Source organism: Variovorax trehalosi (genome assembly GCF_051216415.1).
GTDB lineage: Bacteria > Pseudomonadota > Gammaproteobacteria > Burkholderiales > Burkholderiaceae_C > Variovorax.
Genome location: NZ_JBPJZG010000006.1, coordinates 52,559 through 64,855 on the forward strand (window position 1 = coordinate 52,559; position 12,297 = coordinate 64,855).

12 protein-coding genes are annotated in these 12,297 nt (G+C 67.2%); 8 read left to right on the forward strand and 4 right to left on the reverse strand.

Features of this window, described 5'->3' with window-relative positions; all coding sequences use genetic code 11:
• Window positions 1-12 precede the first annotated feature (12 nt).
• Window positions 13-1,080, forward strand: coding sequence for a hypothetical protein (locus ACSFA7_RS22190; RefSeq protein WP_435501366.1), 1,068 nt, complete (start codon window positions 13-15; stop codon window positions 1,078-1,080).
• A gap of 62 nt (window positions 1,081-1,142) precedes the next feature.
• Here ACSFA7_RS22190 and ACSFA7_RS22195 read toward each other — a convergent pair whose 3' ends face one another.
• The 4 genes from ACSFA7_RS22195 to xseB form a co-directional block, all read right to left on the reverse strand.
• Entirely contained in the window at window positions 1,143-2,222 is a 1,080-nt protein-coding gene (locus ACSFA7_RS22195; RefSeq protein WP_042582434.1) for a TRAP transporter substrate-binding protein, read from the reverse strand.
• Window positions 2,223-2,335: 113 nt separating this feature from the next.
• The gene (gene dxs, locus ACSFA7_RS22200; protein ID WP_435501367.1) at window positions 2,336-4,192 is read right to left on the reverse strand and encodes a 1-deoxy-D-xylulose-5-phosphate synthase; all 1,857 of its coding nucleotides are present in this window, start codon (window positions 4,190-4,192) and stop codon (window positions 2,336-2,338) included.
• Between the two features lie 20 nt (window positions 4,193-4,212).
• Window positions 4,213-5,127 carry a polyprenyl synthetase family protein gene (locus ACSFA7_RS22205; RefSeq protein WP_435501368.1) on the reverse strand — a complete coding sequence of 305 codons (915 nt, stop codon included), beginning with the start codon at window positions 5,125-5,127 and terminating at the stop codon, window positions 4,213-4,215.
• On the reverse strand, window positions 5,124-5,390 hold the full coding sequence (xseB, locus tag ACSFA7_RS22210) for an exodeoxyribonuclease VII small subunit (RefSeq protein WP_013540173.1): 267 nt from the start codon (window positions 5,388-5,390) through the stop codon (window positions 5,124-5,126). The genes ACSFA7_RS22205 and xseB overlap by 4 nt, the downstream gene beginning before the upstream one ends.
• A gap of 179 nt (window positions 5,391-5,569) precedes the next feature.
• Here xseB and ACSFA7_RS22215 point away from each other — a divergent pair, with 179 nt between their 5' ends.
• From ACSFA7_RS22215 to ACSFA7_RS22245, 7 genes are all read left to right on the forward strand, one after another.
• Window positions 5,570-6,712: an aromatic ring-hydroxylating oxygenase subunit alpha gene (locus ACSFA7_RS22215; protein WP_435501369.1), complete on the forward strand. Its 1,143-nt coding sequence runs from the start codon at window positions 5,570-5,572 to the stop codon at window positions 6,710-6,712.
• A 57-nt stretch (window positions 6,713-6,769) separates the two neighbouring features.
• A complete protein-coding gene (locus ACSFA7_RS22220; protein ID WP_435501370.1) occupies window positions 6,770-7,702 on the forward strand; it encodes a DMT family transporter in 933 nt (310 codons plus the stop codon).
• 289 nt (window positions 7,703-7,991) lie between these two features.
• Complete coding sequence (locus tag ACSFA7_RS22225; protein ID WP_435501371.1) at window positions 7,992-8,900, forward strand: sulfurtransferase; 909 nt, start codon at window positions 7,992-7,994, stop codon at window positions 8,898-8,900.
• Entirely contained in the window at window positions 8,897-9,475 is a 579-nt protein-coding gene (locus tag ACSFA7_RS22230) for a DUF2796 domain-containing protein (protein ID WP_435501372.1), read from the forward strand. The genes ACSFA7_RS22225 and ACSFA7_RS22230 overlap by 4 nt, the downstream gene beginning before the upstream one ends.
• A 4-nt stretch (window positions 9,476-9,479) precedes the next feature.
• A complete protein-coding gene (locus ACSFA7_RS22235) occupies window positions 9,480-10,226 on the forward strand; it encodes an ABC transporter ATP-binding protein (protein ID WP_435501373.1) in 747 nt (248 codons plus the stop codon).
• On the forward strand, window positions 10,223-11,485 hold the full coding sequence (locus tag ACSFA7_RS22240) for an ABC transporter permease (RefSeq protein ID WP_307643231.1): 1,263 nt from the start codon (window positions 10,223-10,225) through the stop codon (window positions 11,483-11,485). Before ACSFA7_RS22235 ends, ACSFA7_RS22240 begins: the two co-directional genes overlap by 4 nt.
• Window positions 11,486-11,488: 3 nt before the next feature.
• Window positions 11,489-12,127 carry a DUF3299 domain-containing protein gene (locus tag ACSFA7_RS22245; RefSeq protein WP_435501374.1) on the forward strand — a complete coding sequence of 213 codons (639 nt, stop codon included), beginning with the start codon at window positions 11,489-11,491 and terminating at the stop codon, window positions 12,125-12,127.
• The last annotated feature ends 170 nt before the right edge of the window (window positions 12,128-12,297 follow it).

Below are 12,297 nucleotides of genomic sequence, written 5' to 3' on the forward strand. Positions count from 1 at the left end.
AAGATATGCCGCATGAGCCGCACCTCCTTTTTTTCCTCCTTCAACCGCGCGCACGCCATCACTGCTGCGCTGGGCCTCGCGGCGTTGGCAACAAGCGCCGCCGCCGCACCTGCCGACTGCACGACCTCAGCCGCGCCCGAGTGCTATCGCGCCTTCGAACCACCGCAATCCGGCGGCACCCTGCACTACTACGCATCGCTCGCCCCTGACGCGGCGCCGTCGACTGCGGGCCCGACGCAGGCGCTCATCGCCATGCACGGCCATCCGCGCGATGCCAACAAGACCTTCAATGCAGCGCTGCTCGCCGTTCGCAAGGCCGGCGCGCTCGACCGCACGCTGGTCGTCGCCCCGCTGTTCCAGGTCGCCGCCGACAAGGCCGGCAAGTGCAGCTCCGACGGCGTGCCGGCGCCGCAGGACGGCGACCTGCTGTGGACCTGCGGCTCCTGGCTCGAAGGCGGCCGCGCTTCCAACGGCAGCGGCATCTCCTCGTTCGCGGCCATGGATGCAGTCGTGGCCGAACTGGTGCGGCGCTGGCCCAGTCTGCGCACGGTCACCGTCGCGGGCTTTTCGGCCGGCGCGCAGATGGTGCAGCACTACATCGGCTTCGCCGCCGACGCGCCCGCGGCGTCGGTCGCGCTGCGCTATGTGGTCTCGGACCCGGGCACTTGGCTCTACTTCGATGCGTTCCGACCGCAGCAGGCGGGTGTCGATGGCGGCGCCTGCCCCACGGTGAACCGCTGGAAGTACGGCACCGAGGGCCTCCCTTCGCACCTGGGCCGCAGTGCCGCCGAAGCCCGCCAGCGCTACGCCGCCGCCGACATCCACTACCTCCAGGGCGAGCTCGATACCGGCGAGGGCAAGGGCACGGCCTACCGCGTGCTCGACAAGTCCTGCGCAGCCGCCGCGCAAGGACCCTACCGGCTGCAGCGCGGCCTGGCCTACGCGCAGTACGACCGCACGATGCTCGCCCCGGACAAGCGCCGCGAGGTCACCGTGGTGCCGGGCTGCGCGCACGACGTGGCCTGCGTGTTTCCCTCCGAGGCCGCGCGCGGCGCATTGCTGGGTTCGCCGCGCAAATGAAAAAGCCCCGCCGTTTCCGTCGGGGCTTTTTGTTGAGAGCGAAGCGTTCGTCGCCGCAGCGCTTACAGCTTCTGCTGTTGCATGAAGCGGTCGAAGGTGCCTTCGGTGTAGCGGAACCACGCGTTCTGGTCGGCCAGGAATTTGGACCAGTCGCCGTAGATCTTCTTCCACTCGGGGTTACTGTTGTTCAGGTCCGAGTAGATCTGCTGGGCCGACTTGAACGCGGCGTTCATCACGTCCTGCGAGAACGGGCGCAGCTTGGTGCCCGAGCCCACGAGCTGCTTGAGCGCGATCGGGTTCTTGGCGTCGTACTTGGCGGTCATCGTGATGTTGGCGTGCGCTGCAGCCGCTTCGACGATGGCCTTGTAGTCGGCCGACAGGCCTTCCCATGCCTTGGTGTTGATGTAGAAGTCCAGCTCGGGGCCGCCTTCCCACCAGCCGGGGTAGTAGTAGAACGGCGCGATCTTGTTGAAGCCGAGCTTCTGGTCGTCGTACGGGCCGACCCATTCGAGGCCGTCCAGCGTGCCCTTTTCGAGCGCCGGGTACAGGTCGGCACCGGGAATCGATTGCGGGATCACGCCGAAGGGCTCGAGCACCTTGCCCGCGAACGGGTTGGTGCGGAACTTCAGGCCCTTGAGGTCGGCGACCGACTTGATTTCCTTGCGGAACCAGCCGCCCATCTGCGCGCCCGTGTTGCCGCCCGGCAGATTGATGATGTTGTACTTGGCGTAGAACGCGCGCATCAGCTTCAGGCCGTTGCCTTCGTACATCCATGCGTTCTGCTGGCGGGTGTTCATGCCGAAGGGCACTGCGCAACCCAGGCAGAAAGTCGGGTCCTTGCCGTAGAAGTAGTAAGGGGCCGTGTGGGCCATTTCGACCGATGCGTTCTGCACGCCATCGACCACGCCGAAGGCGGGCATCAGCTCGCCGCCTGCATGCACCGAAATCTGGAACTTGCCGCCGGTCATGTCGCTGACGCTCTTGGCGAACACCTCGGCGGTGCCGAAGATGGTGTCCAGCGATTTGGGGAAGCTCGACGCCAGGCGCCAGCGAACGGTGGCCTGCGCGTGGACCGCGGGCGCAATGCCGGCGGCCAGAACGCCGGCGATGCCAGCGTTTTTGATGAGGGAACGACGATCCATTGATTCACTCCGGGTTCTTTGAAAAAAACGAAACGCGGCTTGTGACCGCGTTGGGGACTTTTGTATAAGTCTTCTTGATTGTAAAAACCGCCTTACAGGCGTCCGGCGGGGGTTTACCCTGCGACGGCGCCGAAGCGTTGCGTGATCGATGACGCAATGCCTGCTGCATCGAGTCCGATCGACGCGAGCAGCTTGGCCGGATCGCCGTGCTCGATGAAGCGGTCGGGCAGGCCCAGTTGCAACACCGGCTTCTGCACATTGGCCACCTGCAATGCCTCTAGCACCGCACTGCCCGCCCCGCCCATGGTGGCGCCCTCTTCGAGCGTGACGATGGCATCGTGCGTGCCCGCCACCTTCAGCAGCAGTTCGACGTCCAGCGGCTTGGCCCAACGCATGTTGACCACCGTGGCATCGAGCGACTCGGCCGCGGTGAGCGCGGGATACAGCAGCGAGCCGAACGCGAGGATCGCGATGCGCTTGCCCTCGCGGCGCACTTCGCCCTTGCCGAACGGCAGTGCGTCGAGCGTGAGGTGCGGCGCGACGCCGGCACCCGCGCCGCGCGGATAGCGCACGGCCACCGGATGGTTCTGCTCGTAGGCGCTCGTGAGCAACTGGCGCAGCTCGCGTTCGTCGGCCGGGCAGGCGATGCTCATGTTGGGAATGCAGCGCAGGAACGGGACGTCGTAGGCGCCCGCATGCGTGGCGCCGTCGGCCCCCACGAGACCGGCGCGATCGAGCGCGAACACCACCGGCAGGTTCTGGATCGCGACGTCGTGGATCAGCTGGTCGTACGCGCGCTGCAGGAAGGTCGAGTAGATCGCGACCACCGGCTTCAGGCCTTCGCACGCCAGACCTGCCGCGAACGTTACGGCGTGCTGTTCGGCGATGCCGACGTCGTAATAGCGATCGGGAAAGCGCTGCTCGAACTCCACGAGCCCCGAGCCTTCGCGCATCGCGGGCGTGATGCCCACGAGCCGACCGTCGTGCGCGGCCGTGTCGCACAACCACTGGCCGAACACCTGGGTGAAGGTCTGCTTGGCCACCGCGGCGGACTTGACGAGACCCACCTGCGGATCGAACTTGCCGGGCCCGTGGTAGGCCACCGGATCGGCTTCGGCCAGCTTGTAGCCCTGCCCCTTCTTCGTGACCACATGCAGGAACTGCGGGCCGCTCAGGTGCTTCAGGTTCTCCAGCGTGGGCACCAGCGAATCGAGGTCGTGGCCGTCGATCGGGCCGACGTAGTTGAAGCCGAACTGCTCGAACAGCGTGGCCGGCACCACCATGCCCTTGGCATGCTGCTCGAAGCGCTTGGCGAGTTCGAAGAGCGGCGGCGCGGCGCGCAGGACGCTCTTGCCGACGTTCTTGGCGGCGGCGTAGAAGTTGCCGCTCATCAGCTGCGCGAGGTAGCGGTTGAGCGCGCCCACGGGCGGGCTGATCGACATGTCGTTGTCGTTCAGGATCACCAGCAGCTTGCAGTCGCACACGCCCGCGTTGTTGAGCGCCTCGAAGGCCATGCCGGCCGTCAATGCGCCGTCGCCGATGATGGCCACGGTGTAGCGGTCTTCGCCCTTCTGCTTGGCGGCCATCGCCATGCCGAGCGCGGCCGAGATGCTGGTGGACGAGTGCGCGGTGCCGAAGGTGTCGTACTCGCTCTCGCTGCGCTGCGGAAAGCCCGAGATGCCGCCGATTTGCCGCAGCGTGGGCATGCGCTCGCGCCGGCCAGTGAGGATCTTGTGCGGATAGGTCTGGTGGCCCACGTCCCACACCAGCCGGTCGTGCGGCGTGTTGAACACATGGTGCAGCGCGACCGTCAACTCGACCGTGCCGAGGTTGGAACTCAGGTGGCCGCCGGTGCGCGAGACGTTGTCGAGCACGCAGGCGCGCACCTCGTCGGACAGCTGTCGCAGCTGTGCACGGTCGTACTGGCGGATCGGCGAAGGGTCGTGGAGAGTGGGAAGCAGCGGAGCCATGGGGAAGTGTTGTTCTTTTCTCAGTGGTGGCGGTCGACCACCATATGGGCCAGCGCGCGCAAAGCGGCGGTGTCGGCCAGGCCGCTGCGCGCCAGGGCGGCGAGCGCATCGGCCAGCAGTTGCCGAGCCTGCGCACGCGCGCCGTCGAGGCCGAGCAGCGACACGTAGGTGGGCTTGTCGGCGGCGGCATCCTTGCCGGCGGTCTTGCCCAGGGTTTGGGAATCGGCGGTGACGTCGAGGATGTCGTCGACCACCTGGAATGCGAGGCCGATGGCCGCGCCGTATTCGCACAGCGCCTTCAGCGCGTCGGCGGACACGTTGCCACAGGCGGCGCCCATCTCGACACTGCCCTGCAGCAGCGCGCCGGTCTTCAGGCGGTGCATTTCGCGCAGTTGCGTTTCGTTGAGCGCGATGCCGACGCTGGCCAGGTCGATCGCCTGCCCGCCTGCCATGCCCTGGCTGCCGGCGGCGCGCGCGAGCAGGCGGCACAGCGTGGCCTGCGTGGCCGGGGGAACCTCGTCGCCCTCGGGCGTGAGCAGCTCGAAGGCCAGCGCCTGCAGCGCATCGCCCGCGAGCAGCGCGTCGGCCTCGCCGAACTTCACATGCACCGTGGGCTTGCCGCGGCGCAAGACGTCGTTGTCCATGCAGGGCAGGTCGTCGTGCACCAGCGAATAGGCGTGGATCAGTTCGGTGGCGCAGGCCGCGCGCAGCGCCGCGGCCTCATTGCCGCCGACCGCCTCGCTGGCCGCGAGCACCAGCAGCGGCCGCAGCCGCTTGCCGCCGTCGAGCACCGCGTAGCGCATCGCATCACCCAGCAGCACCGGCGCATCGACGCCGACCCAGCGCGACAACGCCGCTTCGACATTCGCCAGGTGAGGCCCGCTCCAATCGGTGAGCCGGGCCGTCGTCCAATCGGTCATGGTGGCCGCGCTCATTCGGCCGTCCAGACCTTGAGGCTGCCCGCGTCGAGCACCTTGATCTGGTCTTCCACCGCCTGCAGCTTGTCGCGGCAGAACGCGAGCAACGCGGCACCGCGCTGGTAGCTGCCCAGAAGCTGGTCGAGCGGCAACTGGCCTGATTCGAGTTCTGCAACCAGTTGTTCCAGCTCCTGAAGCCCCGCTTCGTAACTGACGGGCAACGGCCCCGTATCGGGCGTGGCCGCCGGGCTGGAAGAAGAAGGGGAAGGCACCTTGGGCATGCAACGGAACGTGGGTGAAACAGGGCATTTTAGGGCGGGGGGACAAATGGGGGCCCACGGGTACAATGCGAACTCTTCTTGTTGGCAAACCAACACACTCTTCGGGCCGTCGAACCTTCTAGACGGCGCCTTCCGTTATTTCCTTTTTTCTCCCTGTGGGGAGCTTGGTCAGGTCCTCCATGTCTGATTTAAGTCTTCAACTGCAGCAGGCCGCGAGCCAACTTCCAGTTTCCGCGTATTTCGACGAGGCCTTGTACGCCCGCGAAATGCAGAACCTTTTTGCGCGAGGGCCCCGCTATGTCGGCCATCGCCTCGCCGTGCCCGAAATGGGCAACTTCCACACCCTGCCGCAGGAGCACCAGGGCCGCGCGCTGGTCCACACGCCCAAGGGCGTGGAGCTGATCTCCAACGTGTGCCGCCACCGCCAGGCGCTGATCCTGCAAGGCCGCGGCCAGCTGGACAACCAGGCCGGCGGCAACATCGTCTGCCCGCTGCACCGCTGGACCTACGCCGCAAGCGATGCACGCACCACCGGCACGCTGATCGGCGCTCCGCATTTCGAGCAGGACCCGTGCCTCAACCTGCACAACTACCCGCTCACCGAATGGAACGGCCTCCTGTTCGAGAAGAACGCGGACGGCACGGGCCGCGACGTGGCCGCCGACATGTGCGGCCTGGGCCCGCAGGCCGACCTCGACTTCTCGGGCTACGCGCTCGACCGCGTCGAACTGCACGAGTGCAACTACAACTGGAAGACCTTCATCGAGGTCTATCTGGAGGACTACCATGTCGGCCCGTTCCACCCGGGCCTGGGCAGCTTCGTCACCTGCGACGACCTGCGCTGGGAGTTCAACCAGAACTATTCGGTGCAGACCGTGGGCGTGGCCAACCGCCTCGGCCGCGCGGGCAGCCCGGTCTACCAGAAGTGGCAGGAGCAGCTCCTCAAGTACCGCGACGGCAAACCGCCGAAGTACGGCGCGATCTGGCTCACCTACTACCCGCACGTGATGGTCGAGTGGTATCCGCATGTGCTGACCGTGTCGACGCTGCATCCGGTGAGCCCGACCAGGACGCTCAACATGGTCGAGTTCTTCTATCCCGAGGAAATCGTCGCCTTCGAGCGCGAGTTCGTCGAAGCCCAGCAGGCCGCCTACATGGAAACCTGCGTGGAAGACGACGAGATCGCCGAGCGCATGGACGCCGGCCGCCGCGCGCTGATGCTGCGCGGCGACAACGAGACCGGCCCGTACCAGAGCCCGATGGAAGACGGCATGCAGCAGTTCCACGAGTGGTACAAGGCCGCGATGCAGCAACCCGCGTGACATTGCCCCGCCCCGCACCCGCCGGGGCACCCTTTTCCCATATATAGAGTCGAGACGATGCAAGCGCTCTGGATGGTGCTCGGCGCCTTTCTTTTTGCCACGATGAGCGTGGTGGTGAAGGTGGCCTCGCAGTGGTTCAACAGCGGGGAGATGGTGCTGGGCCGCGGCCTCATCGGCATCGTCTTTCTCTGGCTGCTGTCACGCAAGCTCGGCGTCTCGCTCGCCACCAAGTACCCCGGCATGCACGCCTGGCGCAGCACCATCGGCGTGATCTCGCTGGGCGCATGGTTCTACGCCATCGCCCACATGCCGCTGGCCACCGCCGTCACGCTCAACTACATGAGCAGCGTGTGGGTCGCGGCCTTCCTCATCGGCGGCGCGCTGCTCGCGTGGGTGCCTGTGCCCGGACGCGACGGCCGCGTGGCACGCCCGCCGCTGCAGGGCGCGCTCGCGATGACCGTGCTCGCGGGCTTCATCGGCGTGGTGCTGATGCTCAAGCCCACGGTCAGCGGCAACGAAGGTTTCGCGGGCATGCTGGGCCTGCTCTCGGGCCTGACGGCCGCCTTCGCCTACATGCAGGTGGTGGCGCTGTCGCGCATCGGCGAACCCGAGCTGCGCACGGTGTTCTATTTCGCGGTCGGCTCGGCCGTGGCCGGGGCCTTCGCCACGGCGGCCACCGGGTTTTCGGGCGGCAGCTCGTGGACGTGGCAGCATGCGCTGTGGCTGCTGCCCATCGGCCTGCTCGCCGCCCTCGGGCAACTCTGCATGACACGCGCCTACGCCACGGCCAAGACGGAAGCCGGCACCCTCGTGGTGGCGAACCTGCAGTACTCGGGCATCATCTTCGCGGCGTTCTACAGCGTGGTGGTGTTCGACGACCGCATCGATGCCCTCGGATGGGCCGGCATGGCGCTCATCGTCGTGAGCGGCATCGCGGCCACCGTGCTGCGCCAGCGGGCGGTGCCCAAGGCGCCGGCCGAAGAACACTAGGGCCTGTTCACACTATGCAAGGGGTCGCGAAGCTCGCCACAGCCCGCCCATCAAGGCGCGTGACGCCGTGCGTGCGTCCGCACGCACAAGGAACGCAACGCCGAGGGGCGGGCTGTGGCGAGCTTCCCTCCGGGTTGTTTCGCAAAGGGGCCGTCTGCGGCGTTGCCCGCGCTTGCAAGGCCAAAGCCTTGCTGCGCACGGGCGCCTTGCAGCCAGCCCCTTTGCGAAACAACGCGACCCCTTGCATAGTGCGAACAGGCCCTAGCCTCTCATCGAAGGAGAACACGCCATGTACACCACCCTCGTCAGCGTCGAACAACTCCAGCAACTGCATAACAGCGACACGCCCCACATGGTGTTCGACTGCAGCTTCGAACTCTTGAAACCCGAGGCCGGGCCTCAGCTCTACGCCGCGGCCCACATTCCCGGCGCGCTGTACGCCAACCTCGACACCGACCTGAGCGCCAAACACGGCCTTCCCGGCGCCCACGGCGACGTGGTGGTGGCCCAGGAAGACGGCGTACCCGCCTCGGGCGGGCGCCACCCGCTGCCCAGCCGCGAGAAGTTCGCGGCGTGGCTCTCGAGCGTCGGCTTTTCCAACGACATGCAGGCCGTGGTGTACGACCGCAACGGCGCCAACTACTGCGGGCGCCTGTGGTGGATGCTCAAGTGGATGGGCCACGATGCCGTGGCCGTGCTCGACGGCGGCCTGCAGGCGTGGCAAGCCGCGGGTGGTGAAGTGACCGACCGCGAGGAGCCCGCGCGCTTCCAGTCGAATTTCGTACAGGGCGAGCCACTTGCAAAGCTTGTGACTACCGACACCGTGTTGCATCGGCTCGGCCAAGCTGACCAGCAGCTGATCGACGCACGGACCGGCGCACGATATCGCGGCGAGGTGGAACCTCTGGACCCGATTGCCGGTCACATCCCCGGGGCCCTGAACCGGCCCTTCGCCGACAACCTCGGCCCCGACGGCAAGTTCAAGCCGGCATCGCAATTGCGTGCCGAGTTCGAAGCGCTGCTCGCGGGACGCGACCCGGCGACAGTCGTCCACCAATGCGGCAGCGGCGTGAGCGCCGTGCCCAACCTGCTTGCGATGCAGATCGCCGGGCTCGGGACGACCGCGCTCTATGCCGGCAGCTGGAGCGAATGGAGCAACACGCCGGGGCTGCCGACCCGGCAAGGCGCAGAACCATGAAACACATCCGACTCCGACGCATCTCCGGTCTCGCAATCGCCGCAGCAGTATTCGCTGCCGCCCCGTTCCTCTCCGCGCAAGCCCAGCAGCAGCACGCCCACGTGCACGGCCAGATGAAGCTGGACGTGGCCATCGACGGCCCCACGGTGGTGATCGACATGGAATCCCCGCTCGACAACATCGTCGGCTTCGAACGCGCCCCGAAGACCGATGCCGAGAAAAAGACCGTGGCCGACGCCATCGCCCAGTTGCGCGCGGCCGACAAGCTCTTTTCCATCGACCCCGCCGCCAACTGCAAGCTCGGCCCGGTCGACCTGCGCTCCGGCGCGCTGGGCCTGGGCAACCCCGACCCGAGCGAGCCCGTGGGTCATGCGGACCTCGACGCCACCTTCTCCTTCAACTGCACCAATGCGGCGGCTGCGAAGTTCATCGACCTGAACCTGTTCAGCGCCTTCAAGGGCCTGCGCCAGATCGATTCGCAGATCGCCTCGTCGCAGGGGCAGTTCAAGCGCCAGCTCAAGCGCCCCACCGGCGCGCAAGCGGCCCAGCCCGCCCGTCTGAGCTGGGGCAAGTAAAACTGTGAGTACCGCTTCGCAGGCCGACTCGACACCCCTGCGCGTCGTGCTCGCGGCCGAGTCTCTGCGCTTCGCATGGCCCGGCGTGAAGGCGCCCTGCATCGACATCGAGGCCTTCCGCATCACCGCCGGCGAATCGGTGTTCCTGCACGGCCCGAGCGGCTGCGGCAAGAGCACGCTGCTGTCGCTGCTGGCCGGCGTGCTGGTGGCCGACGAAGGCCGCGTCATGCTGCTGGGGCACGACTGGTCGCAGCTCTCGGGCGCCGCGCGCGACCGCAGCCGCGTGGCGCACGTGGGCTACATCTTCCAGCAGTTCAACCTGCTGCCTTACCTGAGCGTGCTCGACAACGTGCTGCTGCCCTGCCGCTTCTCGGCTCGGCGCGAGGCGCAGGCCGCGCGCAACGGCAGTTCGCGCGAAGAAGCCGAGCACCTGCTCGACCAGATGGGCCTGGACCGCAACCTCTGGAAGCGCCAGGCGCTGCAGCTCTCCGTGGGCCAGCAGCAGCGCGTGGCCGCGGCCCGCGCGCTCATCGGCCAGCCCGAGGTGGTGATCGCCGATGAGCCGACCTCGGCGCTCGACGAAGACCGGCGCGAAGCCTTTCTCGACGTGCTGCTGACGGCCTGCGCGGTGAACCACAGCGCGCTCGTGTTCGTGAGCCATGACCAGCGCATCGCGCAGCGCTTTGCGCGGCATGTGCTGCTGCCCGAGATCAATCGCGCGGCGTCGACGGCGATGGCGGTGGACGCATGAACGCTCTTTTTTCCATCGCATGGCGCAGCGCCTGGAACCGTCGGTTCACGCTCGCGCTCACGGTGTTCTCGATCGCGCTCTCCACCTTCCTTCTGCTCGGCGTCGAACGCATCCGCACCGAGCTGCGCGAGAACTTCGCATCGTCCGTCTCGGGCACCGACCTCATCGTCGGCGCGCGCACCGGCTCCACGCAGCTCCTGCTGTACTCGGTGTTCCGCATCGGCGCGGCCACCAACAACATCTCGTGGAAGAGCGTGCAGGCGCTGGCCGCGCACCAGGGCGTCGACTGGGTCGTGCCGCTGTCGCTGGGCGATTCGCACCGCGGCTTCGCGGTGCTGGCCACTTCGCCCGAATACTTCACGCGTTTTCGCTATGGCGACAAGCAACTTCTGAAGCTGCGCGAGGGCAAGCCCTTCAGCGAACTGTTCGATGCGGTGGTGGGCGCCGAGGTGGCCGACAAGCTCGGCTACCACGTGGGCCAGAAGATCACGCTCGCGCACGGCAGCGGCGAACTCAACGTGGCCGAGCATGCCGACAAGCCCTTCACCGTGGTCGGCGTGCTCGCGCGCACCGGCACGCCGGTGGACCGCACGGTGCACATCGGCCTCGAAGCAATGGAGGCCATCCACCTCGAATGGGTGGGCGGCGCACCGATGCCCGGCGTGAAGATTCCCGCCGAGCAGGTGCGCAAGTTCGACCTCACGCCCAAGAACGTGACGGCCGCGCTCGTGGGCCTGAAGAACCGCGCCGCGGTGTTCGGCGTGCAGCGCTGGATTTCGACCTACAACGGCGAACCGCTGATGGCCATCCTCCCCGGCGTGGCGCTCGACGAACTGTGGAGCGTGATCGGCATCGGCGAGAACGCGCTCCTGCTGATGTCGGCGCTGGTCGCGCTGGTGAGCCTCGCGGGCCTGGTCTCCGTGGTGATGGCGGGCTTGAACGAACGACGGCGCGAGCTGGCCGTGCTGCGCGCCGTGGGCGCCGGCTTGCGCCATGTGCTGGCGCTGCTCGCGCTCGAAGGCGCCATGGTCACCGTGCTGGGCGTGGCCTTCGGCGTGGTGATGGCGGTGCTCGGCATCGCCCTGCTGTCGCCGTGGCTGCAGTCGCAGTTCGGGCTGACACTGAGCCTCTCGGAACCTACACTCAACGAATGGCTGCTGATGGCGAGCCTGCTGGTGGCAGGTTGGCTGGCAAGCCTCTTGCCTGGCATCCGTGCCTACAGACTGTCCCTTGCAGACGGCCTCTCACCGAGGATTTGAACCATGCGCATCGCAAAGAAGACTTTCACGATCCACGCTTTCAATCGCCTTTCATTGCTGCTGGCCGGCGCCGGTCTCGCCGCGGTGGCATGGGCCGCCGAGCCCGCGCCCAAGGACACCACCGCGTCGAACCCGCTCGGCGGCAAGGCCGCTGCACCCGCTGTTGCCAGGGGCACGCCGGGCCAGCCGCGCCAGATCACCTGGGAAGAACTGGTACCCAAGGACTGGGACCCGGCCAAGGACTTCAAGGGCATGGACCTGAGCGCGCTGGACGACGGCGACCCGCGCGCCAACGAGATGCTGATGAAGATGCAGGAGGTGTCGAACAACGCACCGACCAACCCCGCGATGAACGGCGCCGAGATCAAGATCCCCGGCTTCATCGTGCCGCTCGAAGAGGCCAAGGGCGAGGTCACCGAGTTCCTGCTCGTGCCCTACTTCGGCGCCTGCATCCACACGCCGCCGCCGCCGGCCAACCAGATCCTGCACGTCATTCCGCAGAAGGGCGCCAAGTTCCGCGCCATGGACACGGTGTGGGTCACCGGCAAGCTGCAGACCCAGCGCAACGATTCGATGATGGGCGTGAGCGGCTACCACGTGAGCGCCACCAGCGTCACCAAGTACTCGGGCGGCGCGAAGTAATCCGCTCCTGTAGGTCCTAGGACCTCATCCGTGCCACAGGCACAGGCCGGATGGCTTAGCCGCCGGCCTTGCCTATAACGCACGGCGGCGCCGCACCCTGCGTTCGATGGATGCGCGGCGCATTGCCGACGCCTAGATTGGCCTCCGTCGTCCCGGATGGAGAAGGCGCC